The 22,780-nt window shown below is 66.4% G+C and carries 21 protein-coding genes; 7 read left to right on the forward strand and 14 right to left on the reverse strand.

Annotated features, from left to right (window positions below):
- Window positions 1-11 precede the first annotated feature (11 nt).
- The 3 genes from ACVCL9_RS13795 (at window position 12) to ACVCL9_RS13805 (ending at window position 2,996) form a co-directional block, all read left to right on the forward strand.
- Window positions 12-1,469 (forward strand): glutamate synthase subunit beta, encoded by a 1,458-nt coding sequence (locus ACVCL9_RS13795; protein WP_447097700.1) that lies wholly within the window; start codon window positions 12-14, stop codon window positions 1,467-1,469.
- A gap of 56 nt (window positions 1,470-1,525) precedes the next feature.
- Window positions 1,526-2,173, forward strand: a complete 648-nt coding sequence (locus ACVCL9_RS13800) for a 4'-phosphopantetheinyl transferase superfamily protein (protein ID WP_447097699.1) — start codon at window positions 1,526-1,528, stop codon at window positions 2,171-2,173.
- 79 nt (window positions 2,174-2,252) lie between these two features.
- Window positions 2,253-2,996, forward strand: a complete 744-nt coding sequence (locus tag ACVCL9_RS13805; RefSeq protein WP_447097698.1) for a pyridoxine 5'-phosphate synthase — start codon at window positions 2,253-2,255, stop codon at window positions 2,994-2,996.
- Window positions 2,997-3,141: 145 nt separating this feature from the next.
- On the opposite strand, the gene ACVCL9_RS13810 is transcribed toward ACVCL9_RS13805, so the two are convergent.
- The 9 genes from ACVCL9_RS13810 to dnaA all read right to left on the reverse strand — a co-directional run bounded on the left by ACVCL9_RS13810 (window position 3,142) and on the right by dnaA (window position 13,648).
- A complete protein-coding gene (locus ACVCL9_RS13810) occupies window positions 3,142-3,555 on the reverse strand; it encodes an ExbD/TolR family protein (RefSeq protein WP_395120757.1) in 414 nt (137 codons plus the stop codon).
- A 6-nt stretch (window positions 3,556-3,561) separates the two neighbouring features.
- Window positions 3,562-3,984, reverse strand: coding sequence for an ExbD/TolR family protein (locus tag ACVCL9_RS13815; protein WP_395120758.1), 423 nt, complete (start codon window positions 3,982-3,984; stop codon window positions 3,562-3,564).
- A gap of 11 nt (window positions 3,985-3,995) precedes the next feature.
- Window positions 3,996-4,742, reverse strand: a complete 747-nt coding sequence (locus tag ACVCL9_RS13820; protein WP_395120759.1) for a MotA/TolQ/ExbB proton channel family protein — start codon at window positions 4,740-4,742, stop codon at window positions 3,996-3,998.
- A gap of 81 nt (window positions 4,743-4,823) precedes the next feature.
- A complete protein-coding gene (locus ACVCL9_RS13825) occupies window positions 4,824-5,477 on the reverse strand; it encodes an energy transducer TonB (protein WP_447097697.1) in 654 nt (217 codons plus the stop codon).
- A 211-nt stretch (window positions 5,478-5,688) separates the two neighbouring features.
- A complete protein-coding gene (locus tag ACVCL9_RS13830; RefSeq protein ID WP_447097696.1) occupies window positions 5,689-6,984 on the reverse strand; it encodes a tetratricopeptide repeat protein in 1,296 nt (431 codons plus the stop codon).
- Window positions 6,985-7,220: 236 nt separating this feature from the next.
- A complete protein-coding gene (gene gyrB / locus ACVCL9_RS13835; RefSeq protein WP_447097695.1) occupies window positions 7,221-9,668 on the reverse strand; it encodes a DNA topoisomerase (ATP-hydrolyzing) subunit B in 2,448 nt (815 codons plus the stop codon).
- A 97-nt stretch (window positions 9,669-9,765) separates the two neighbouring features.
- Window positions 9,766-10,848, reverse strand: coding sequence for a DNA replication/repair protein RecF (recF, locus tag ACVCL9_RS13840; RefSeq protein WP_447097694.1), 1,083 nt, complete (start codon window positions 10,846-10,848; stop codon window positions 9,766-9,768).
- 96 nt (window positions 10,849-10,944) lie between these two features.
- Window positions 10,945-12,045: a DNA polymerase III subunit beta gene (gene dnaN, locus ACVCL9_RS13845; protein WP_395120764.1), complete on the reverse strand. Its 1,101-nt coding sequence runs from the start codon at window positions 12,043-12,045 to the stop codon at window positions 10,945-10,947.
- Window positions 12,046-12,313: 268 nt separating this feature from the next.
- Complete coding sequence (gene dnaA / locus ACVCL9_RS13850) at window positions 12,314-13,648, reverse strand: chromosomal replication initiator protein DnaA (protein WP_395120765.1); 1,335 nt, start codon at window positions 13,646-13,648, stop codon at window positions 12,314-12,316.
- A gap of 188 nt (window positions 13,649-13,836) precedes the next feature.
- Between dnaA and rpmH the strand changes: the two genes are divergently transcribed.
- The 4 genes from rpmH (at window position 13,837) to mnmE (ending at window position 17,779) form a co-directional block, all read left to right on the forward strand.
- Window positions 13,837-13,971 carry a 50S ribosomal protein L34 gene (gene rpmH, locus ACVCL9_RS13855; RefSeq protein WP_007809828.1) on the forward strand — a complete coding sequence of 45 codons (135 nt, stop codon included), beginning with the start codon at window positions 13,837-13,839 and terminating at the stop codon, window positions 13,969-13,971.
- 14 nt (window positions 13,972-13,985) lie between these two features.
- On the forward strand, window positions 13,986-14,390 hold the full coding sequence (gene rnpA / locus ACVCL9_RS13860; RefSeq protein WP_395120766.1) for a ribonuclease P protein component: 405 nt from the start codon (window positions 13,986-13,988) through the stop codon (window positions 14,388-14,390).
- Between the two features lie 62 nt (window positions 14,391-14,452).
- On the forward strand, window positions 14,453-16,195 hold the full coding sequence (gene yidC / locus ACVCL9_RS13865; protein ID WP_447097693.1) for a membrane protein insertase YidC: 1,743 nt from the start codon (window positions 14,453-14,455) through the stop codon (window positions 16,193-16,195).
- A 228-nt stretch (window positions 16,196-16,423) separates the two neighbouring features.
- Window positions 16,424-17,779 (forward strand): tRNA uridine-5-carboxymethylaminomethyl(34) synthesis GTPase MnmE, encoded by a 1,356-nt coding sequence (gene mnmE / locus ACVCL9_RS13870; RefSeq protein ID WP_447097692.1) that lies wholly within the window; start codon window positions 16,424-16,426, stop codon window positions 17,777-17,779.
- Between the two features lie 13 nt (window positions 17,780-17,792).
- Here mnmE and rbsK read toward each other — a convergent pair whose 3' ends face one another.
- The 5 genes from rbsK to hslV form a co-directional block, all read right to left on the reverse strand.
- A complete protein-coding gene (rbsK, locus tag ACVCL9_RS13875; protein WP_447097691.1) occupies window positions 17,793-18,677 on the reverse strand; it encodes a ribokinase in 885 nt (294 codons plus the stop codon).
- 105 nt (window positions 18,678-18,782) lie between these two features.
- Window positions 18,783-19,763 (reverse strand): IS110 family transposase, encoded by a 981-nt coding sequence (locus ACVCL9_RS13880; RefSeq protein ID WP_447097690.1) that lies wholly within the window; start codon window positions 19,761-19,763, stop codon window positions 18,783-18,785.
- Window positions 19,764-20,105: 342 nt separating this feature from the next.
- Window positions 20,106-20,738 (reverse strand): hypothetical protein, encoded by a 633-nt coding sequence (locus tag ACVCL9_RS13885; RefSeq protein WP_447097689.1) that lies wholly within the window; start codon window positions 20,736-20,738, stop codon window positions 20,106-20,108.
- 28 nt (window positions 20,739-20,766) lie between these two features.
- Window positions 20,767-22,110 (reverse strand): ATP-dependent protease ATPase subunit HslU, encoded by a 1,344-nt coding sequence (gene hslU, locus ACVCL9_RS13890; protein WP_447097688.1) that lies wholly within the window; start codon window positions 22,108-22,110, stop codon window positions 20,767-20,769.
- An 84-nt stretch (window positions 22,111-22,194) separates the two neighbouring features.
- Window positions 22,195-22,749, reverse strand: coding sequence for an ATP-dependent protease subunit HslV (hslV, locus tag ACVCL9_RS13895; protein ID WP_447097687.1), 555 nt, complete (start codon window positions 22,747-22,749; stop codon window positions 22,195-22,197).
- Between the last annotated feature and the right edge of the window lie 31 nt (window positions 22,750-22,780).

Consider the following 22,780-nt stretch of genomic DNA (forward strand, 5'->3'; position numbering starts at 1 on the left):
AGACAACGATCATGGGCAAGGTCACCGGCTTTCTCGACTACCCGCGCGTGCCGGAACCCGGCGAGGCGCCCAACCTGCGCAAGCGCCACTGGCGCGAGTTCACCCCGCAGCTGGACGACGCCGGCGCGGCGATCCAGGCCGCGCGCTGCATGGATTGCGGCATCCCGTTCTGCCACCAGGGCTGCCCGGTCAACAACGTGATCCCGGACTTCAACGACCTGGTCTATCGGCAGGACTGGCAGCGCGCGATCGAGGTGCTGCATTCGACCAACAACTTCCCCGAGTTCACCGGCCGCATCTGCCCGGCCCCGTGCGAGGCGGCGTGCACGCTGAACATCAACAGCGATGCGGTGGGCATCAAGTCGATCGAGCACAAGATCATCGACAAGGCATGGGAGGAAGGCTGGGTGCGCCCGCAGCCACCCGCGCGGCGCACGGGCTGGAGCGTGGCCGTGGTAGGTTCCGGCCCGGCCGGCCTGGCCGCGGCACAGCAGCTCGCGCGTGCGGGCCACGCGGTCACCGTGTTCGAGAAGAACGACCGCATCGGCGGGCTCCTGCGCTACGGCATCCCCGATTTCAAGTTGCAGAAGGAGCATATCGACCGCCGTCTCGATCAGATGCGCGTCGAGGGCGTGCAGTTTCGCCCTGGCGTGTATGTCGGCAACGCCGCCGACGCGAAGGACGGGCAGCTCGCGCTGACGCCGGAGCAGTTGCAGCAGGACTTCGACGCGGTGGTGCTGGCCGGCGGCGCCGAGACCCCGCGCGACCTGCCGCTGCCCGGGCGCGAACTGGACGGCGTGCACTTCGCGATGGACTTCCTGCCGCTGCAGAACCGCGTACTGGCCGGCGACGCGCTGGCGTCGCAGATCCTTGCCACCGACAAGCAGGTGGTGGTGATCGGCGGCGGCGACACCGGCTCGGACTGCGTGGGCACTTCCAACCGCCAGGGCGCCGCGGCGATCACCCAGTTCGAACTGCTGCCGCAGCCGCCGGCGCAGGAGAACAAGCCGCTGACCTGGCCGTACTGGCCGATTCGGCTGCGCACCTCCAGTTCGCACGAGGAGGGTTGCCGGCGCGACTGGGCGGTGGCCACCAAACGTTTCAACGACGACGGCAAGGGCCGCGTGCGCAGCCTGACCGCGGTGCGGCTGCAATGGCACGAGGGCCGCATGAGCGAGGTGCCGGACAGCGAGTTCGAGATCGAGGCGGACCTGGTCCTGCTGGCGATGGGTTTCGTGTCGCCGACGCAAGCCGTGCTCGATGCCTTCGGCGTGGACAAGGACGCGCGCGGCAATGCGGCGGCGAAGGTCGACGGCGGCGCCGCCTACCGCACCAGCGTCGACAAGGTGTTCGCCGCCGGCGACATGCGCCGTGGCCAGTCGCTGGTGGTGTGGGCGATCCGGGAAGGCCGCCAGTGCGCGCAGGCGGTGGACGAGTTCCTGATGGGCACGTCGCGCCTGCCGCGTTGACACAAGCGCCGTCGCGTCGCTTGTACCGCGACGCGACGGGCCGCACCATGAGCGGGATGACCGACACGCTCCCGCCCCTTCCCGCCGCCGCTGCCGCGCAACTGGACGACCAGACGGTGCACGTCTGGCATCTGGGCTACCGCCGCGCAGCCGGTCGTCTGCCGTTGTTGCGGATACTGGCCGCATATCTCGGCGTCGACGCCGGCGAGCTGCAGCTCACGCAGGACGCGCACGGACGGCCGCGGCTCGATCCGCGCCACGGCACGGCACTGGATTTCAACTGGTCGCACAGCGGTGACCATGCGCTGGTGGCGATCGCCCGTGGCATCGCGCCGGGCGTCGACGGCGAGCGCCGGCGAGCCCGACCGCGTGCGCTGGCGCTGGCCCGGCGCTTCTTCGACGCGGCAGAGACGGCGGCGCTGGCGGCGTTGCCCGTGGACGCGCGCGACGACGCGTTCCTGACGCTGTGGACGGCCAAGGAAGCGCTGCTCAAGGCGCATGGACGCGGCATCGGCTACGGACTGCAGCGGCTGCGCGTGGCGGCGCCGCCGCAACCATTGCAGCTGCTGCGCTTCGACGGCGAAGATGTCGGCGCCTGGCAACTGCAGCGGCTCGACCTCGCGCCGGAACTGGTCGCCGCGCTGGCCTGGCGCGGGTCGCCGCGCAAGGTGCGCGCGGCGACGCTGCTTGCCGACATCGAATGATCGGTGCACTGTCACCCGTCGGCATGGCGTGCTGCCGGGCCAGCCAGCCGATTCTTCCCGCCCCGGAGTGGTTTCCGCGATGACCCTGCTCAGCGTCAACCTCAACAAGATCGCTGTCCTGCGCAACTCGCGCGGCGGCCGCAGCCCCGACATCTGCCATGCCGCGCAGACCTGCATCGAGGCCGGTTGCGGCGGCATCACCGTGCATCCGCGCCCGGACCAGCGCCATGTGCGGCCCGATGACGTCCGTGCGCTGGCCGCGATGCTGCGCGGGCGGGTCGAGTACAACATCGAGGGCAACCCGTTCGCGGGTCCGCGCGGCGATTACCCCGGCTTGATCGAACTCGCGCGCCTGGTCCGCCCGACCCAGGTAACCCTGGTGCCGGACAGCGACGGCCAGATCACCTCGGACCATGGCTTCAACCTGCGCCAGGACACCACCCGCCTGAGGCCGCTGGTCGATGAGCTGAATGCATTGGGCTGCCGGGTCAGCCTGTTCGTCGACGCGGGCAGCGGCGATTTCGAGCTGGCCGCGGCCATCGGCGTACAGCGCATCGAGATCTACACCGGCCCGTATGCGGAGGCCTTCGCCGATGGCGACCCTGCGGCGGCGCTGGCGGCATGTGCCGACACCGCCCGCCGCGCCCAGCAGGCCGGCCTGGCGGTCAACGCCGGACATGATCTCAGCCAGGCCAACCTCGGCACCTTCAAGGCCGCGATCCCCGGCCTCGCCGAGGTCTCGATCGGCCACGCCCTGATCGGCGAGGCCCTGTACGAAGGACTGGCCACCACCGTGCGCCACTACCTGCAGATCCTGCGCTGAGCAGTGGCGGACGTGCCCGGCAAGCGCTTCCCGCAAGCGACCCGTCGCTCAAGCGGGCACCTCCCGGGGTACGGCGCGGTGCCGAGCTCTGAAAACAAAGGCCCCGCCGAAGCGGGGCTCTTGCCTGGATCGTTTTGCGCCGAGCTCAGCGTGCTTCGTTGAAGCCGATCTTCACCAGGTTGTAGCTCTTGGCGTCGGCCAGCACCCGCGCCACATACTCGTAGGCCACGTGGTCATCGGCGGCGATCTGGATCTCCGGCTGGTTCGGCAGCGACTGCTGGCCGATCACCGCCAGCTGCGCCTTCAGGCCCAGCTCGTCGACCGGCGTGCCATTCCAGTAGAACGCGCCACTCTGATCGATCTTCAGATTGATCGGGCTGGGCGGATTGGAGGGCGGGATCACATCCTTGTTCGGCTGCGGCAGATCGACCTCGATCTTGTGCGCCAGGATCGGCGCCGTGATCATGAAGATGATCAGCAGCACGAGCAACACGTCGACCAACGGCGTGACGTTGATCTCCGCCATCGCACCGCCGCTGCTTTTGGTTGAAATCGCCATCTCGAATTATCCCTTCGGTGCGTCGGTGGTCATGAAGGCGACATGCACCATGCCCGAACCCTTCGCATCGCTGATGATCTTCTTCACCACCATGAACTGCACTTCGCGATCGGCACGGATCTGCAGCTGGGGCTGCGGCGTGAGCTGCGCTTCCACCAGCAGCTTGGCGCGCAGTTCCGCATCGGTCACCGGCTGATCGTTGAGGTACAGACTGCCATCGACCTTGATCGCCAGGTCGATCGGCGGCGTCTTCGGATCAGGCGTCTTGGCATTCGGGTTGGCGATGGGCAAATCGATCGTGACCGAGTGCGACATCAGGGGAGCCGTGATCATGAAGATGATCAGCAGCACCAACATCACGTCGACCAGCGGCGTGACGTTGATCTCCGACATCGGGCCCGTGGAATCACCACCTAGGCTTACGGCCATGGGTCAATCCCTCACTTCGTGCTTTCGATGCGCGAACCGGTTGCAAAGAAGTCATGCAGGTCGTTCGCGAACTCGTCGAAGCGGGCGTAGACCACGCGGTTCGAGCGGTTGAAGAAGTTGTACGCGAACAGCGCCGGGATGGCCGCGAACAGACCGAAGGCGGTCATGATCAGCGCCTCACCCACCGGACCGGCCACCGCGTTCATCGAGGCGTTGCCGGTGGCGGCGATGCCGATCAGGGCGTGGTAGATGCCCCACACGGTACCGAGCAGACCGACGAACGGCGCGGCCGAGCCCACCGTGGCGAGCAGGGTCATGCCGCCTTCCAGACGCATGCTCTCGCGAGCCACGGCCTGGCGCAGGGCGCGGTCGATGAACTCCGAGCGGCTCAGCGATTCCGCCAGGCGACCGGCGGTGCCGGTAGTGCTCTGCTGGTGGTGCGCCATCGCCGAAGCGGCTTCCAGCGCGATCTTGGAGAACGGCTCGCTCTTGGGCTGCGCTTCCAGCTCACGGATGGCGTCCTGGGTCGAGCCATTGCCCCAGAAACCGTCGATGACCTTGTCCGCCCGTGCCTTCACGGTGGCATTGCGAATGCCGTTGGCGATGATGAAGTACCAAGACAGGAACGACATCGCGACCAGGGTCACGAAGACCACCCAGCCGAGCCAGTCGAAGTTCTGCATCAGGTTCTCGAAGCCCATCTGTTTCATGGCTTCGGCGTTGGTGTTGCCGGTTGCAGCAGGAGTCTGAAGGAACATAACGCTACCCTAGAAAAGTCAAGCGTGAACTGTGACCGTAATCGATTGTCGCCCGATTACGGCGGGTTGAAGTGGTTATCTCTAGCCACTGAGATTGAAGTTGATGGGGACACGAGCATAGCCCTCCACTTTCTTGCCGGCCTTCACCTCTGGATTGAACTTCCAGTGGCGCATGACCCAGTCCTTGGCCGCCCGATCCAGCTCGCGATAGCCGCTGGATTTTTCCACCTCGACGGACTTTGGCGATCCGTCCAGGCCAACCAGGATCAGCAAGGTCACCGTACCCTCGTGGCGCTGACGGGCAGCCATCGGCGGATACGGCGGACTCGGACGGGTGCCGTAGCTCAGGTCCGAACCGGCCGCGATATCCGGTGGCGGCGCCGGCGGCGCGGGTGGCGCCGGTGGCGGCGCCTGCACGGCATTGGCGGAAACCTCGGTCACCGGCGGCGGTGGGGTCGGCGGCGGCGGGGTCGGCGGCGGATTGACCTGCTGGATGATCTTCGGCGGCGGCTGCTTCGGCGGCTCCGGCGGCGGCGGCGGCGGTGGCGGCGGCGGCGGCGGCGGCTCGATGAAGCTGACCTGGACGATCTTTTCCTTTTCCTTGTGGTTCTGATTGGGCGGCGCCATCGGCGCCACGATCAGCAGGAAGGCAAATGCGTGCAGCCCGATGGCCACTGCCAATGCCCAGGTCCGCTTCCAACTAAAACGCCCGGTTTCTTCGTTACTAGAGGCCATCTGTCACTATCTGGAAGCTGATCAATCGGGGGATCGCATCGCCGCAGTGACCTGTCGGGAGCCGTCTGGTTGGACCTGACGGAACCCGCCACGGGTTTGCTGAAACAATGCGCAGTGAAAGGTTTTCAACGTTACAACACGCCATGGCTTTTGTATAGCGCTGGCGGGGCGTGAAATGGACGTCCACCTTCGCCAGCGCCATACCGGATGGCTACTTGCCTGCAGCTCCCAGTTTCTTGAGCAATTCGTTGGCCCGGTCAGCGCTTTCCGGTTCCTGCGCGGCCTTCTTCAATGCGGCGACGCGCGCAGCCTTGTTGTTCAGGCCCCGCTCGCACTCGGCCAGCACCAGGTAGGCGTTGCCCATGTGCTTCACGCCCTTGCTGATGGCCTGGTTGACCATCGTCTTGGCCTTGGCGTAATGGTTGTTGGTCAGTTCGATGTTGGCGATCTGCAGCGCGGGCTCGCCGTCGGTGGCCAGCGGCAGCGCCTTCTGCAACGCCTGCGTGGCCGCCGGGATGTCGCCGGCCACGTAGTCGGCCTTGCCCAGCAGCACGTAGTTCTCCGCGCTGGGCTGCATGATCTGCTTGCTCATGCCTTCCTTGATGACGGCGATCGCCTTGTCCGCCATCGGCTTGGGTTCGTCGCTGGACAGCGCCTGGTTGTAGTACAGCGAAGCCAGCAGCACGTAGTCCGCTTCGTTGCCGAGCAGGCCCTTGGCACGGGCATCTTCCATGACCTTGATCGCCTCGGGGTATTTCCCCGCCTGCTGGAGCGCCTGGATGGCGGCCTCGACGACCTTCGGGTCATCCGGATGCGCGGCGAGGTTGTCCTGCGCCATCTGCACCAGCTGGTCGTTCTGCCCGCTGGCGGCATAGCTTGCCATCAGGATCTGGTCCCACTGCGGCTCGGGCTTGTCGGTCAGCGATTTGGCCTTCTTTACGGCCGCGATGGCTTCCGGGTACTTCTCCAGACGATACAGGTCGTTGCTTTCGACGGCATACGATTCGGCAGTTTCCTTCTTGCCCTCGGCTCGCCACTTCTTGAGGGTGTCCAGCGAGGCCTGGTACTGCCCGTCGGCTTGCTGCGCGACAGCCATCATGTACTGCATGGCGAAGTAGTCGTCGTTTGGCAGCACGCCGTTGTCCAGGGCGCGTTGCAGCAGGCCGATCGCGGCCTTGAAATCCTGCGCGTTGTACTTGAGCACGGCCAGCCCGCGCAGCGCCATGGCCTGGGCGTACTTGCTCTTGCTGTCGTCGAGCAGCTTCTGCAGGGTCGCCTCGGCCGTGGCGGCATCGCCCTTGTTGAGGGCATCGAAACCTTCCTGCAGCTGCTTCTGGTCCTGCGTCTTGGTGAGGTCGAGCTTCGGCGCGGTGCGCGTACTGTCGGGGTACTCGCTCGTCTGCTTGGACTTGTCGTCGTGCTGCTTCCGGGCCCATGCCGGGCTGGCGAGCAGACCAAGCAGCAAGGCCGCGGTGGCCAGCAGAGTGAAGCTTCGAAGCTGTTTCATGGGGTTCCTCATCGCAAGGCCGGTACGTGTCGACGCAAACAGGCGGGTCTTGCAGCGTAACCCTATCCGGGCCCGGATAACAAGTTGCGCTGCGGCATAAAAGATCTTTTCAGATCAACAGGTTAGACACAAACAAAGTGTCGCCGAAGGCCGCGCCCCCAGCCTTGCTCAGCGGCGGTCGGCGATCACCGGCTGCCGGCGCCTGCCACGTCACGGCAGGCGCCGGTGGTGCCTCGTCAGATATCCAGGTTGGCAACCTTGAGCGCGTTGGCCTCGATGAAATCACGCCGCGGCTCGACCGCCTCGCCCATCAACATGGAGAACATCTGGTCGGCGACGATCGCATCCTCGATGCCGACCTGCAGCATGCGGCGGGTTTCCGGGTTGACCGTGGTATCCCACAGCTGCTCCGGGTTCATTTCGCCCAGGCCCTTGAAGCGCTGGATGCTGCGCCCCTTCTTGGCCTCCTCCAGCAACCAGTTGCGGGCGTCGACGAAGCGGAGGATGCCGCGCGAAGCATTGCCCCGGCGCACCACTGCATCGGGCTGGACCAGGCCGGCGATCTGCTGGCTGATCGCCAGGATCGGACGGAACTCGGCGCTGCCGAAGAACGGCTGCGGCAGGAACCAGGTGTGGCTGAGCCCATGCTGCTCGCGGATCACCTCGATGGCCGCCGGCTGCGCCGCGCCGGCGGCGGCGGCGTGTGCCGGTCGCAGGCGCAACGTGTAATGCGGCTTGCCCAGCCCGCTCGCGCTGAGCTTGAGCGTCACGGCGTCCAGCCATCCCTGCATGGCCTCGGCATCGGCCCACAGCGCCGGCACCAGCGGCGGATGCTCCAGCATCGCGGTGAGCACCGCGGGGTCGAAACGATGTGCCAGTCGGGCGATCTGGTCCAGCGCGCTCTGGTAGCCGCGCAGCAGCTTTTCCAGCGCCTCGCCGGTGATGGGCGGCGCCTCGGGGCTGTACTCCAGCGCAGCGTTGTCCACCGCGCTGGAGATCAGGTAGTCGTTCAGCGCAGTGTCGTCCTTGATGTACAGCTCCTGCTTGCCCTGCTTCACCTTGTACAGCGGGGGCAGGCCGATGTAGATGTGGCCGCGCTCGATCAGCTCGGGCATCTGGCGGTAGAAGAAGGTCAGCAGCAGGGTGCGGATGTGCGAGCCGTCGACGTCGGCATCGGTCATCAGGATGATGCGGTGATAGCGCAGCTTGTCGGGGTTGTACTCGTCCTTGCCGATGCCGGTACCGAGCGCGGTGATCAGGGTGCCTACCTCGGCCGAGGCGAGCATGCGGTCGAAGCGTGCCTTCTCGACGTTGAGGATCTTGCCCTTGAGCGGCAGCACCGCCTGGGTCCTGCGATTGCGGCCCTGCTTGGCCGAACCGCCGGCGGAATCACCCTCGACCAGGAACAGCTCGCACAGCGCCGGATCCTTCTCCTGGCAGTCGGCCAGCTTGCCGGGCAGGCCGGCGATGTCCAGCGCGCCCTTGCGCCGGGTCATCTCGCGCGCCTTGCGGGCGGCTTCCCGGGCACGGGCGGCGTCGACCACCTTGGAGGCGATCGCCTTGGCTTCGTTCGGGTGCTCCAGCAGGAATTCGCCGAGCTTCTCGTTGACGACCTGCTCCACCACCGTCTTGACCTCGGAGGAGACCAGCTTGTCCTTGGTCTGCGAGGAGAACTTCGGGTCGGGCACCTTGACCGACAGTACCGCGATCATGCCCTCGCGCATGTCGTCGCCGGACAGGGCGACCTTGGCGTTCTTGGCCAGGCCTTCCTTCTCGATGTAGTTCTGCAGCGAGCGGGTCAGCGCGGCGCGGAAGCCGGTGAGGTGGGTGCCGCCGTCGCGCTGCGGGATGTTGTTGGTGAAGCAGAACATCGTCTCGTTGTACGAGTCGGTCCACTGCATCGCCACCTCCACCACGATGCCGTCCTGCTCCGCGGTCAGGCTGATCACGTTCGGGTGCAGCGGGGTCTTCATCTGGGACAGGTGCTGCACGAAGGAGCGGATGCCGCCCTCGTACGCAAACGTGTCCGAGCGCCCTTCCCCGCGCTCGTCTTTCAGCTCGATGGTGACGCCGGAGTTGAGGAAGGCCAGCTCGCGCAGGCGCTTGGCGAGGATCTCGTAGTGGAAGTCGATGTTGCTGGTGAAGGTGGCCGGGCTGGGCAGAAAACGAACGGCAGTGCCGCGCTTGTCCGACGGGCCGACCTCCTTCAGCGGGAACAGCGGCTCGCCGAGCGAGTATTCCTGCAGGTATTCATGGCCGTCGCGGTGGATGGTCAGCCACAGGTGATCGCTGAGCGCGTTCACCACAGAAACGCCCACGCCGTGCAGGCCGCCGGAGACCTTGTAGGAGTTGGCGTCGAACTTGCCGCCGGCATGCAGCACCGTCATCACCACCTCGGCGGTGGAGCGGTGCTCCTCCGGGTGCATGTCGACCGGGATGCCACGACCGTTGTCGGCGACGCTGACCGAACCATCCTCGTGGATCATGACCACGACCCTGTCGCAGTAGCCGGCCAGGGCTTCGTCGATCGAGTTGTCGACGACCTCAAACACCATGTGGTGCAGGCCGGTGCCGTCATCGGTATCGCCGATGTACATGCCGGGGCGCTTGCGCACCGCCTCGAGGCCCTTGAGTACCTTGATGTTGCTCGAATCGTAGTGGGATTCGTTGAGGGGTTCGTTCATGCGAAGGTCGTTTCCTGGCGCCAGCGACCCGGCCCGACGCGGCGCCGTGATCGGCCGGGCAAGGGTTATGCAACCTGCGAAAGGTGCAACCCTTCGATTATAGCAGGCGCGCTATCTGGCCTTGTTCCACGTGGAACACGCGAGCGGAGGTCGCCTGCAATGCCGGCGGCAATTCGGTGCCGGTCAGCAGCACCTGGGCGTGGACGTCCTGCAGTTCGGCCACCACAGCCGCCTGGTGCGACTGGTCCAGCTCGGAGGCAAGGTCGTCCAGGCACACCACCGGCCAGTCGCCATGTTCCTGTGCATACAGGGTAGCTTGCGCCAATACGCAGGCCAGCGCAGCGAGCTTCTCCTGGCCGCGCGACAGGTGCTCGCGCAGCGGGGCCCGTTCGAAAGAAAGCGTCCAATCGGCGCGGTGTGGACCCAGGCTGGTGTGCCCCCGCGCCTGATCCCGGCCGCGCTGCGTCGCCAATTGATCGGCAAGCGGCAGCTCGTCCGACCAGCCACGGCGGTAGCGCAGTTCCATCGCGCCCAACTCCGGCAGCAAGGCCGCCATGCTGACTTCGAGGCAAGGTCGCAAGCGGTCCAGGTAAGCGCGGCGCTGCAGGTCGATGCGTTCTGCGGCCTGCGAAAGCTCCCGTTCCCACGGTTCGCACAGGTCATCCGACGGCGTCACTCCCGCGCGCAGCAAGCTGTTGCGCTGCTTCAGCGCGCGCTGGCAGCGACGCCACAGCGCCAGGAAATCCTGTTCCACGTGGAACACGCCCCAATCGAGATAGCGCCGACGCTCCTCGGCCGGGCCGGCGATCAGCGCATGTGAGCCAGGCTCGAAGCAGACCACCGCGCAGGCCTGCACCAGCTCGCCGATCGACGCGGCCTCGCCGTTGATACGCGCCTCCCAGCGCGCGCCCGAACGCCCCAGCCCCAAGCGTTCGACATCAGACTCATCGCGGTGGCGCACCTCGGCAAACAAGGCCAGTTGCGCCATGCCCCGCTGCACCAGCGCCTCGCGCGCGCCGGAACGAAACGAGCGTGCGTGCGAAAGCAGAAAAGCGGCCTCCAGCACGCTGGTCTTGCCGGCACCGTTGTCGCCGATGAACACGTTGATTGCCGGGTCCAGCGCCAGGCTGACATCGGTCAGGCAGCGCAAGCCGCAGATACGCAACTGTTCCAGCCTCATGCGGACCGACACCCCAGACGACAACGCCGGGGCTCCCTGCGGAGACCCCGGCGCTGCTGGTGACGACGCCTGATCGCAACGACCACGAGAGCCGCGTCAGAGCCGCAGCGGCATGATCACATGGCGCGCCTGCTCGTTGTCGTGCTCCTGCACCAGGCAACTGGACTGCGCATCGCGCAGGCTCAAGCGCGCCTTGTCGCCGCGCAGGGCCGCGAGGGCATCGAGCAGGTAACCCACGTTGAAGCCCACCGCCAGGTCGGAGACATGGGTGTCGGCCTCGACCTCCTCCACGGCTTCTTCCTGCTCCGGGTTGTGCGCCACGATGCGCAGCTTGCCCGGCGACAGCTCCAGCCGCACGCCGCGATACTTCTCGTTCGACAGGATCGCCGCGCGCTGCAGCGCCCCGCGGAGTACCTCGCGGTCCAGCGTGGCGGTCTTGTCCGCACCCAGCGGAATCACCGCCTCGTAATCCGGGAAACGACCGTCGATCAGCTTCGACGTGAAGGTGACATTGCCCCGGCGCACGCGCAGATGGTTGCGGCCGAACTCCAGCTCCACCTCGCCGTCACCGCCTTCCAGCAGGCCGATCAGCTCGTTGACGCCCTTGCGCGGGATGATGATCTGGCGGCGGGTGCTCACCGAGCTCTGCAGCTCGGTCTGCTTCATCGCCAGGCGATGGCCGTCGGTGGCCACGCAGCGCAGGCTGTGTTCCTGCAGGTCCAGCAGCATGCCGTTGAGGTAGTAGCGCACGTCCTGGTTGGCCATGGCGAACGCCGTGCGCTCCATCAGGTCGCGCAGCACCTCCTCCGGCAGGTTGACCTTCTCGACCACCTCGATCTGATCCACCGTGGGAAATTCGCTGGCCGGCAGCGTCGTCAGCGTGAACCGGCTGCGTCCGGCGTGCAGTGCCACGCGGTCACCGTTCAACTTCAGCTCGATATGGGCGCCGTCGGGCAATGCGCGCACGATGTCGAACAGCTTTCGGGCCGGGATGGTGATCTCGCCGTCTGCGAGCTTCTCCGCCTCGGTGACCGCGATCATCTCGACTTCCAGGTCGGTACCGGTAAGCGAGACCTGACCGTCCGCCACCTTGAACAGCAAGTTGGCCAGTACCGGCAGCGTCTGGCGCCGTTCGACCACACCCACTACCTGTTGCAGCGGCTTGAGCAGAGCTTCACGTTGGATGCTGAATTGCATGGTGGGCTTCCCTTTACCTGCTGTTCTTTCTTTTGAAAAGAAGTGTAGTGGCTGTTGTTGTACTTGTGGAGAACCGGTCTTTGTCGTTTTTTGTCCGCAAAATCAACTTGTTACGATCTATTTTCTGTGTGCAGTGCAGGCCGGCCAGGCAGTGCATGACTTGTGGATAACCTGGCAGGTCCATTCATCCACCCATTATCCACAGCTTGGCCCCAACTTGCCCCGCATTCTCGCGCATTCCCGGCGCGCAGGCCCGCCCACGCGCGCGTCAACCGGTGAGCGTGCGGATCAACTGTTCCCAGTCCTGGCGCATGCGCACGTCGGTTTCGAGGAACTTGCGGATCGTCTTGCAGGCGTGCATCACCGTGGTGTGGTCGCGCCCGCCGAACGCCTCGCCGATCTCGGGCAGGCTGTGCTCGGTCAGTTCCTTGGACAAGGTCATCGCGATCTGCCGCGGCCGCGCCAGCGAGCGCACGCGCCGCTTGGAGAGCAGGTCCTGCAGGCGCACGTTGAAGTATTCGGCGGTGATCTTCTGGATGTTGGCGATGGTGACCGCCTGGGCGTGCGTGGCCAGCAGGTCGCGCAGGGTCTCCTCGGCAAAATCGGTGGTGATCGGCCGCCCGTAGAAGTTGGCACGCGCCGCCAGAGTGTTGAGCGCGCCTTCCAGGTCGCGCACGTTGGAGCGGATGCGCTTGGCCAGCAGCATCGCCACGCTCTCGTCCATGGCCACGCTCTTGTCGTGTGCCTTGGACAGCAAGATTGCCGCGCGCGTCTCGAAATCCGGCGGTTCGATCGCCACGCTCAGGCCCCAGCCCAGGCGCGACTTCAGGCGCGGCTCCAGCTTGTCCACTTCCTTGGGATAACGGTCGCAGGTGAGGATGATCTGCTGCTTGGACTCGAACAACGCGTTGAAGGTGTGGAAGAATTCCTCCTGCGTGGTGTCCTTGCCCGCGAAGAACTGGATGTCGTCGATCAGCAGCGCGTCGACCGAACGGAAGCGGCGCTTGAACTCGTCCATGCTCTTGGCGCGCAAGGCCTCGATCATCGAGCCGACGAACTGCTCCGAGTTCAGGCACATCACCTTGCAACCCGGGTTGCGCTCCAGCATCAGGTTGCCGGCGGCGTGCATCAGGTGGGTCTTGCCCAGGCCGGTGCCGCCATACAGCAGCAGCGGGTTGTACGCGCGCCCCGGGTTGGTGGCCACCTGCATCGCGGCGGCCTTGCCGAGCTGGTTGGACTTGCCCTCGACGAAGGTTTCGAAGGTGTAATGCGGGTCGAGATTGTGGTGGAACGCCTGCGTCGCCGCCGCAGGGGCGGGCCGGGTGGGCGTGGCTGCCGCCGATTTGGCCGGCTCCGCCCGACGTACACTGGAACCCACCTCCAGCCGCACCGGCATGGCGCGGCCAGCCAGCTGCCCCAGTACCTGCTCGATTTGCGCCAGGTAGCGCTGGCGCACCGTGTCCAGCGTGTAGGAATTGGGGGCGAACAGCTGCAAGCCGTCGGCATCGTCACGCGCCTGCAGCGGCATCAGCCAGGTGTGCAGGTCTTCGGCGCTCAGATCGCCTTCCAGACGCTCAAGGCAGCGCCGCCACAGATCACTCATGAATTCGATCAACCACGACTTGGGGCGCTTGCGCGCAGGGTGATGGGCTAGTCTAGCAGCAGCCCCCGCGGTGCCGGACCGGCGCCGTCGCCGCGTCGCGCAAGGCGCGAGCTGGCGCGATTTGACAGCCGCGGCCCCGACCGGACATACTCTCCAACCTTTTACTCACATTCCCTTCGGAGCAACCCATGAAGCGGACCTTCCAGCCCAGCAAGCTCAAGCGCGCCCGTACCCACGGTTTTCGCGCACGCATGGCCACCGCCGACGGCCGCAAGGTGATCAACGCCCGTCGCGCCAAGGGCCGCAAGCGCCTGATCCCGTAATCGGGCGCGGCGTGATGTCCAGCGCCGGTCTGCCGCGCGAGGCGCGGCTGCGTCGGCCCGGTGAATTCGCCGCCTTGCGAAACAGCAGCGGACGCGCAGGCGGCCGCTGTTTTCATTTGCGCTATCGCGACAACGAGCTGGGCGGCGCGCGGCTGGGCCTGGCCATTTCCAAGCGGGTGTCCAAGCGCGCAGTGGAGCGCAACCGGATCAAGCGTCTGGTGCGCGAGTCGTTCCGGCGCGTGCGCCACCGCCTCCCCGCGATCGACCTGATGGTGATGGCGCGCGAACAGGCCGCCGGCGTGCCCGGGCCGGAGTTGCTGGGCGAGCTGGAAGCCCTGTGGCAAAAGCTGCCGGCCCGCGCGGCTGACCCGGCCGAACCATTGAAGCGAATCGACGGTCCCCCCACAATCGAGCGCTGACCTTTTTCCAAGCTTCCGCGGCGAGACCCTCGAGTCGTGGCGTTACCCGGATCTGCTACGCGATGAATCAAACGCGCAACTTCCTCCTGTTTGCCCTGCTGGCCGTGGCCTATTTGCTGTTCATGGCCTGGGAAAACGACCACGCACCCAAGCCGGCGCCGACCCCTGCAGCCACCGCCAGCCAGGCCGTCCCGACGTCGGCGGACGGCAGCGTTCCCGCCGCGATGGCGGTCGCGTCGAGCGCCGCGCCTTCGAGCACGGCGGCAACCGTCGCTACCCATGAGCCATCGGCACCCGCGAGCGCGCAGCTGATCACGGTCGACACCGACGTCCTGCACCTCACGATCGATACCCGCGGCGGCAGCCTGGTGCACGCCGAACTGCTGGCCTACCCGCAGCAGGCGCCGACCCACAAGAACCCCACCCCGCCGCCCGTCGTGCTGCTGGACAACAGCCCCACGCATTACTTCGTGGCGCAGAACGGCCTGGTCAGCAGCAGCGACACCGCGCCGGCCGACCAGCCCAACCATCTGGCGCTGTTCCACAGCGAGAAGACCAGCTACACCCTGGCGCCGGGCCAGGACGAACTCCAGGTCGCGCTGACCTGGCGCGACGCCGCCGGCCTGGCGGTCACCAAGACCTACACCTTCAAACGCGGCAGCTACGTGGTGGGCCTGAGCCAGCGCATCGACAACGGCGGCAACACGCCGTGGCAGGGCAACGCCTACCAGCAACTGCAGCGGATCGCGCCGCCCAAACCGTCCAGCTGGTTCAGCCATTACACCGATCCCGAGCAGCGCAGCTTCATCGGTGCGGCCTGGTACACCGGCGAGAAGTTCGAGAAGCTCGGCTTCAAGGATTTCGGCGAGAAGAAAGACGCGCTCGACAGCGAGATCAAGGGCGGCTGGGCGGCGATGCTGCGCCTGTACTTCGTCACCGCGTGGATTCCGCCGGCCAGCCAGACCAACCACTACGTCACCCAGACCATCGATCCGGACAGCGCCCACCCGCGCTACCTGATCCGCACGATGAGCCCGACGCTGAACGTGGCCGCCGGGCAGAGCCTGACCACCGAAGCGCGGTTGTACGTGGGCCCGAACCGGCAGGGCACGCTCGATGCGATCGCTCCCGGGCTCGACCTCACCATCGACTACGGCATGTTCAAGGCCATCGCCGTGCCGATGCACTGGATCCTGTCGCAGTTCCACGCGATCACCAGGAACTGGGGCGTGGCGATCATCCTGCTGGTGCTGCTGATCAAGGGCCTGACCTGGAAGCTCACCGCGATGCAGTACCGCTCCAGCGCGCGCATGCGCAAGCTGACGCCGCGACTGCAGGCGCTGAAGGAGCGTTACGGCGACGACCGCCAGAAGATGCAGCAGGCCACCATGGAGCTGTACAAGAAGGAGAAGGTCAACCCGATGGGCGGCTGCCTGCCGGTGCTGATCACGCTGCCGGTGTTCTACGGCCTGTTCTTCGTGCTCGAGTACAGCCTGGAGCTGCGCCACGCGCCGTTCCTGTGGATTCCCGACCTCAGCGCGCCCGATCCGTGGTACATCCTGCCGATCATCTACGCCATCGTGATGCTCGGCACGCAGTGGCTGAACCCCGTCGCCGCGGGCATGGACCCGACCCAGGCGAAGATGATGAAGGTGATGCCGTTGCTGTTCACCGTGATGTTCGCCTTCTTCCCCGCCGGCCTGTGCCTGTACTACGCGGTCAACGGCCTGGTCGGGCTGGGCCAGCAGTGGTGGGTGACCCACCACATCGATCGCGAAGGCGAACCCAAGGCCAAGGCGGCCTGACCCATCGCCGAATGGACGACACACAGCCGCGACGGTTGCCCCGCCGCGGCTGTTTCGTTTCTGGTTGCTGACGTCGCGGACCCTTCGACTCCGCCGCTGCGCGGCTACGCTCAGGGAGATCGTCTTTACTCCCCAAACCGTTCGTCCTGAGCGTAGTCGCGCAGCGGCGAAGTCGAAGGACATCGCACCCCCCGTTCAAACCCGAAACCGCCCTGTAAAGTTCGTCCCATGACCACCGAGACCACCGAGACCACCGACACCATCGCCGCCATCGCCAGCGCCCCCGGCGCGGCCGGCGTCGGCGTGTTGCGCGTCTCCGGTCCCGCCGCGCCAGCCATCGCGCAAACCCTGCTCGGCCGCGCACCGCAACCTCGCCATGCCCACTTCGCCGCGTTTCGCGATGGCGCCGGCGAACTGATCGACCGCGGATTGCTGCTCTACTTTCCCGCCCCCGCCTCCTACACCGGCGAACCTGTGCTGGAGCTGCAGGGCCATGGCAGCGCCGTGCTGCTGGACGCATTGCTGCGCCGCTGCTGCGAACTTGGCGCGCGACTGGCGCGCCCAGGCGAGTTCACCGAACGCGCATTCCTCAACGGCAAGCTCGACCTGGCCCAGGCCGAAGCCGTCGCCGACCTGATCGCTGCCCGCTCGCAGGCCGGTGCGCGGGCAGCGCTGCAATCGATGGAAGGCGTGTTCTCGCGCAAGGTCGGCGCGCTGCTGCAAGCGCTGATCGCGCTGCGCGTGCACGTCGAGGCGGCGATTGATTTCCCCGAAGAGGAAATCGACTTCCTCGCCGACCCCGCCATCACCGCGCAACTCGCCAAGCTGCGCCGCGAACTGGCCGACCTGCTGCGTGAAGCGCAACGCGGCGTGCGCCTCAACGACGGACTCAAGGTGGCCATCATCGGCCGCCCCAACGCCGGCAAATCCAGCCTGCTCAACGCGCTGGCCGGCAGCGACCGTGCCATCGTCACCCCGATCGCCGGCACCACCCGCGACGTGCTGCGCGAAAGCCTGAGCCTCGACGGCATCGTGCTGGAACTGGCCGACACCGCCGGCCTGCGCGATACGGAAGACGAAGTCGAACGCGAAGGCGTGCGCCGCGCCCACGGCGAACTGCAACGCGCCGACGTTGCCCTGCTGGTCACCGCCGCCGCGCACGCCGGCGCCGACCTCGCCTTCTTCGCCGCGTTGCCGTCCCAGGTAGAGCGCATCGTGCTGGTCAACAAGATCGACCGCGACGGCCTCGCCGCGCATGACGAATGGCGCGAAAGCGTCTACTGGCTATGGGCCTCTGCCAGAACCGGCGACGGCCTCGATCTCCTGCGCGACCACCTCAAGCACGTCGCCGGCGCCGGCAGCGGCGAAGGCGCCTTCAGCGCCAGACGCCGCCACGTGCTCGCCCTCCAGTCCGTGCGTGACCATCTCGATCGCACCGCCGCCATCCTTGCCACCACCCGCGCCGGCGAACTCGCTGCCGAGGAATTGCGCCAGGCCCAGCACGCGCTGGGCGAAATCACCGGCCACTACAGCAGCGACGACCTGCTCGGCGCGATCTTCAGTTCGTTCTGCATCGGCAAATAGCCCGTCGGCGCCGCTACGCGAGGAACCTGTCCAGCTCGCGCCCGGTGGGCATGCCGCCCTGCGCGCCCAGCTTCGTCACCGACAGCGCGGCGGCCGCGCAGGCCTTGCGTACCGCTGCGGCCAGGCCTTCTTTCAGGAATACCGCCAGCGTCGCGTTGAAGGTGTCTCCGGCGCCGGTGCTGTCGACCACGTCGACCTTGAAGCCGGGCTGGTGCAGCGGTTCGCCCTGTTCGCGATACCAGGCGCCTTCGCCGCCGCGGGTGAGCACGACCGGGCATGGGGCGCGTTGCATCAGCGCCTTGAAGTCTTCGGTGGGATCGGCGCCGAGCAGGATCGCCAGCTCGTGCTGGTTCGGGGTGACGTAGCGGGCGAGTTTGAGCCAGTCGGTGGGCAGTTTTTGCGCGGGGGCAGGATTGAGGATCACCGGCACCCCGAGGCGGTGGCCCAGGCGCACGGTGGCTTCGACGGTTTCCAGCGGGATTTCCATCTGCACCAGCACGGCGTCGGCCCGTTCGAGCAGCGAACGCGCGGCTTCGACGTGGGCGGGCGTGACGCGAGTGTTGGCGGCGGGCACCACGATGATCTGGTTCTCGCCGCCGGCGACGGTGATCGAGGCGGTGCCGCTGGCGCTGTCGTCGAGGCGCGCGACGTGGGTCAGGTCGACGTGTTCGGCGGCGAGGCCGGCGTGCAGCTGGTCGCCGAAGGCGTCGCGGCCGAGCGCGCCGACCAGGGCGACCTCGGCGCCCAGCCGCGCGGCAGCAACCGCCTGGTTGGCGCCCTTGCCGCCGGGCACGGTAAGGAAGCGTTTGCCGAGGATGGTCTCGCCGGGGCCGACGAAGCGCGGCGCCTGGGTGACCAGGTCCATGTTGATGCTGCCGACGACGACGATGCGGCTCATGCGTGCTCCACGGCGGACGGGCTTTCAGGATGAATCCGAAAGCTTACCCGTTGGCGCGACGAGTTGGGTGCGACCGCGACCCCGTAGATACCGTCTTGCCGTCCGTCAGGCAAGCGCGATGCTGGGGTCGAAATTCTTACCTGAGCGGATAACCCCCCAAGCGAGGTGGAGCAGCTTGCGCATGGCGGCACCCAGCGCCAGTTTGCGTGGCTTGCCGCGAGCGACCAGTCGATCGAACAAGGCGCGCACGGCGACGTTGTGGCGGATCGCCGTCATCGCCGGCATGTAGAGCTTGGCGCGCAACAAGGCGTGACCGAGCTTGGACAGGCGGCTTTGACCGACCCACTTGCCCGACTCGCGGATGGCGGGATTCATGCCGGCGAAGGCATCGAGCTTGCGCGGGTCGTCGAACCGGCGCAGGTCGCCCGCACAGCCCAACATGAAGGCCGCCGTCAGCTCGCCAATCCCCGGAATGGAGGTCAGCAGGCCGGCATCGCGGCGTAAGTCCGGATCCGAGTCGATGTGGTTGTCGATTTCCTTCTTCAGCTCTGCGATCTGGGCGTCCAATGTCTCCATCACGTCGGCGATGGAGCCGCGCACCGCCTGATCGCTGACGTCCAGTCGGTTGCGTTCCATCTGGCGCATGCCCTCCAGATCGTTCAGCCGGTGGATCAGGGCGCGCAGTTTGCGCTGGGCGGGCGTGGGCGGCACCCACGGCCGCAAGGTGGTGCCTACCTGCAACTGCGCCATCGCAAAGCGGGCGATCAGCTTGGCATCGGCATGATCGGTCTTGGTCCTCGACAACTCGCTCTTGGCATAGGCGGCGACCTGGGCCGGGTTGGCCACGTAAACGGTCACGCCGCGCTCGACCAGGAAAGTGGCCAATGCTTCGTGATACACGCCCGTCGCTTCCATGCACACCGCCGCTCCCGGCACGTGGCGATCCAGCCAGTCGCTCAGCAAGGTGAAGCCGGCGGGCGTGTTCGGCAACTTCGCTTTGGTGCGGTACTTGCCCTTCGGTTCCAGCGGCGCGGCCACGTCAAAGGTTGCCTTGGCCACGTCGATGCCAACCATGGATTCTGTCATCAGCCAATCCTCGTTCGGTTCAGGTGTCCGACCATCGAAGATCCGCCAAGCCGATCCTTACACGTGCAGGCTCACGCCAGGGGCGGGCCTAAGATACCGTTGCAGCTTGCGGCAGATAAAACGGAACGGGGGCGCGAATCTACGGCGCAGGCGCGAAGCCAGAGGAGCCCGACGGCGTCTCCCCGTTCCCACCGATGATCAGTCGGCGATTCTCCCCCAACCTCCGAGGAGAATCGACACATAAGGAGCCCGCCCGCGGGCGATGCTCTTAATGCTTTTGCGATTCCCGATTCCCGGCCAAAAAGGCATCGCCCGCAAGCGGGCTCCTACGGGAGGAGGGGTTCAGGGCGAGGGCGCGCGACCGAGGCCGCTGGCGTCGCCGGGCAGCAGGGCCGGGGCGGGGCCGGCCACAGCCAGCAGGGATTGGGCGTAGCTGTCTTCCATGCTGATGGTGGAGACCTCGTCCCAGCTGAAGAACGAGACCTCGCGCATCCACTCCGCGTCCGGGCTGAGTTCCTGCATGTAGAAGCCGTCGTCCTCGACGCTGACCAGCCGGCCGATGTAGCAGACCTCGGACTCGTCCTCGCTGTCCACGTGCACGCCGATCACCGGTGCCTGGGCGCCGGCGGCCTGGACTACCTCGCGGATGCTGTCCAGCGGGAAGCCGCGCGGCATCCGCGGCAGGATGTGCTTGAGCGCCAGCGCCTTCTCGAAGAAGGCATGGTGCTTGTCGGGTGCTTCGAGCTCGGAGATGTCGCGGTGCCGCATCACGTACATGCCGTCGTAGGTGATGCCGTCGCCGACCACCCAGAGCAGGAAGAACTCCCGCCCCACCCCGCCCACGTAACCGCAGAAGCTGCCGTGTTCGAGGTCTTCACGCCACAACCGGATCAGCGTCTGTTTCTGTTGCGCCTCGCGCAACTGGGCGCGCTGGCCGGTGTTTTTCAGTTCGATAACGTTGTTCACGGTGTCCATTTTAGCAGATCGGGGTGATCTGCCGGCTTTACAGGATGTAGCGGCTGAGATCCTCGTCACGAACCAGGTTGGCGAGGGAGTTGTCTACATGTTGGGCGTCGATCTTGTATTTTTCGCCGGACTTATCCGCAGCTTCGAAGGAGATTTTTTCCAGCAGACGCTCCATCACGGTGTGCAGCCGGCGGGCGCCGATGTTCTCGGTGCGCTCGTTCACCTGGAACGCCACCTCGGCCAGGCGGTCGATGCCGGAGTCGGCGAACTCGATGGTGACGCCCTCGGTGCCGAGCAGTGCCACGTACTGCTTGGTCAGCGCGTTGTTCGGCTCGCGCAGGATCCGCTTGAAGTCGTCCACGCTGAGCGCGGAGAGCTCGACCCGGATCGGCAGGCGGCCCTGCAGCTCGGGGATCAGGTCCGAGGGCTTGGCCAGCGAGAACGCGCCGGAGGCGATGAACAGCATGTGGTCGGTCTTGATCGGGCCGTACTTGGTCGAGACGGTGGAGCCTTCCACCAGCGGCAGCAGGTCGCGCTGGACGCCCTCGCGGCTGACCCCGGCGTGGCCGTGGTCGCTGCGCTGGGCCACCTTGTCGATCTCGTCGATGAAGACGATGCCGTTTTGCTCGGCGTTCTCCATCGCCTGGGCGCGGATCTCCTCGTCGTTGAGCAGCTTGCCGGCCTCCTCGTCGATCAGCAGCGGGCGGGCCGCCTTGATCGCGAGCTTGCGGGTCTGGGTCTTGGCGCCGCCCAGGTTCTGGAACATCTGGCGCAGTTGCGCGCCCATCTCCTCCATGCCCGGTGGCGACATGATCTCCACGCCCACGTTCATGGCGAAATCCAGCTCGATCTCGCGCTCGTCCAGCGCGCCCTCGCGCAGCTGTTTGCGCAGCTTCTGGCGGGTGTCGCTGTCGATGGCGGGAGCGGCCGGTGCGTCGTGGCTCCAGTCGGTCGGCGGGGACTGCCGGCGCGGCAGCAGCGCATCGAGGATGCGATCCTCGGCGCGGTCCTCGGCCTGTGAACGCACGCGTTTGATCGCCTGCTCGCGGGTCAGCTTGTAGGCGCCGTCGGCCAGGTCGCGGATGATCGACTCGACGTCCTTGCCGACGTAGCCCACCTCGGTGAACTTGGTCGCCTCGACCTTCACGAACGGCGCGTTCGCCAGCGTCGCCAGCCGCCGCGCGATCTCGGTCTTGCCCACGCCGGTGGGCCCGATCATCAGGATGTTCTTCGGGGTGATCTCGTTGCGCATCTCCACCGGCAACTGCATGCGTCGCCAGCGGCTGCGCAGCGCTACCGCCACCGCACGCTTGGCGTCGTGCTGGCCGATGATGTAGCGGTCGAGTTCGTTGACGATTTCGCGGGGGGTGAGTTCGGACATGGGCTGGCTTCGCAGGGAATAGGGAATGGGGAATAGGGAATGGGAAGAGCGTGGGCTTGCGGGAATGTCGGGCTTGTCTATTCCCTATTCCCCATTCCCCATTCCCAGCTCCTCGATCGACACGTTGTGGTTCGTGTAGATGCAGATGTCGCCGGCGATCTTCAGCGCCTTCTCGACGATGGTGCGGGCGTCCAGGTCGGTGTTTTCCAGCAGGGCCATCGCGGCGGACTGGGCGAACGGGCCGCCAGAGCCGATCGCGATCAGCCCGTGCTCGGGTTCCACCACGTCGCCGTTGCCGGAGATCAGCAGCGAGGTTTCCTTGTCGGCTACCGCCAGCATCGCCTCCAGTCGGCCGAAGCGGCGGTCGGTGCGCCATTCCTTGGCCATTTCCACCGCGGCGCGGGTGAGGTTGTTGTTGTGCTTCTCGAGCTTCTGCTCGAACAGTTCGAACAGGGTGAAGGCGTCGGCAGTGGCGCCGGCGAAACCGGCCACCACCTCGCCCGTCTTGCCGAGCCGGCGCACCTTGCGCGCGTTGCCCTTCATCACCGTGTTGCCCAGCGTGACCTGGCCGTCGCTGCCGATCACGACGCGGCCGTCGCGGCGCACGCAGACGATGGTGGTGGCGTGGAAGGATTCCATATGAAGCTCCATGGGTTGAGCGCACGACATG

The sequence above is a fragment of the Rhodanobacter sp. UC4438_H5 genome, from assembly GCF_052978405.1.

Excerpts from the sequence above, each read along its gene's own strand:
- ACVCL9_RS13795 (WP_447097700.1), top strand. The coding sequence starts at position 12 with ATGGGCAAGGTCACCGGCTTTCTCGACTACCCGCGCGTGCCGGAACCC.
- ACVCL9_RS13800 (WP_447097699.1), top strand. The coding sequence starts at position 1,526 with ATGACCGACACGCTCCCGCCCCTTCCCGCCGCCGCTGCCGCGCAACTG.
- ACVCL9_RS13805 (WP_447097698.1), top strand. The coding sequence starts at position 2,253 with ATGACCCTGCTCAGCGTCAACCTCAACAAGATCGCTGTCCTGCGCAAC.
- ACVCL9_RS13810 (WP_395120757.1), bottom strand. The coding sequence starts at position 3,555 with ATGGCGATTTCAACCAAAAGCAGCGGCGGTGCGATGGCGGAGATCAAC.
- ACVCL9_RS13815 (WP_395120758.1), bottom strand. The coding sequence starts at position 3,984 with ATGGCCGTAAGCCTAGGTGGTGATTCCACGGGCCCGATGTCGGAGATC.
- ACVCL9_RS13820 (WP_395120759.1), bottom strand. The coding sequence starts at position 4,742 with ATGTTCCTTCAGACTCCTGCTGCAACCGGCAACACCAACGCCGAAGCC.
- ACVCL9_RS13825 (WP_447097697.1), bottom strand. The coding sequence starts at position 5,477 with ATGGCCTCTAGTAACGAAGAAACCGGGCGTTTTAGTTGGAAGCGGACC.
- ACVCL9_RS13830 (WP_447097696.1), bottom strand. The coding sequence starts at position 6,984 with ATGAAACAGCTTCGAAGCTTCACTCTGCTGGCCACCGCGGCCTTGCTG.
- gyrB (WP_447097695.1), bottom strand. The coding sequence starts at position 9,668 with ATGAACGAACCCCTCAACGAATCCCACTACGATTCGAGCAACATCAAG.
- recF (WP_447097694.1), bottom strand. The coding sequence starts at position 10,848 with ATGAGGCTGGAACAGTTGCGTATCTGCGGCTTGCGCTGCCTGACCGAT.
- dnaN (WP_395120764.1), bottom strand. The coding sequence starts at position 12,045 with ATGCAATTCAGCATCCAACGTGAAGCTCTGCTCAAGCCGCTGCAACAG.
- dnaA (WP_395120765.1), bottom strand. The coding sequence starts at position 13,648 with ATGAGTGATCTGTGGCGGCGCTGCCTTGAGCGTCTGGAAGGCGATCTG.
- rpmH (WP_007809828.1), top strand. The coding sequence starts at position 13,837 with ATGAAGCGGACCTTCCAGCCCAGCAAGCTCAAGCGCGCCCGTACCCAC.
- rnpA (WP_395120766.1), top strand. The coding sequence starts at position 13,986 with ATGTCCAGCGCCGGTCTGCCGCGCGAGGCGCGGCTGCGTCGGCCCGGT.
- yidC (WP_447097693.1), top strand. The coding sequence starts at position 14,453 with ATGAATCAAACGCGCAACTTCCTCCTGTTTGCCCTGCTGGCCGTGGCC.
- mnmE (WP_447097692.1), top strand. The coding sequence starts at position 16,424 with ATGACCACCGAGACCACCGAGACCACCGACACCATCGCCGCCATCGCC.
- rbsK (WP_447097691.1), bottom strand. The coding sequence starts at position 18,677 with ATGAGCCGCATCGTCGTCGTCGGCAGCATCAACATGGACCTGGTCACC.
- ACVCL9_RS13880 (WP_447097690.1), bottom strand. The coding sequence starts at position 19,763 with ATGACAGAATCCATGGTTGGCATCGACGTGGCCAAGGCAACCTTTGAC.
- ACVCL9_RS13885 (WP_447097689.1), bottom strand. The coding sequence starts at position 20,738 with ATGGACACCGTGAACAACGTTATCGAACTGAAAAACACCGGCCAGCGC.
- hslU (WP_447097688.1), bottom strand. The coding sequence starts at position 22,110 with ATGTCCGAACTCACCCCCCGCGAAATCGTCAACGAACTCGACCGCTAC.
- hslV (WP_447097687.1), bottom strand. The coding sequence starts at position 22,749 with ATGGAATCCTTCCACGCCACCACCATCGTCTGCGTGCGCCGCGACGGC.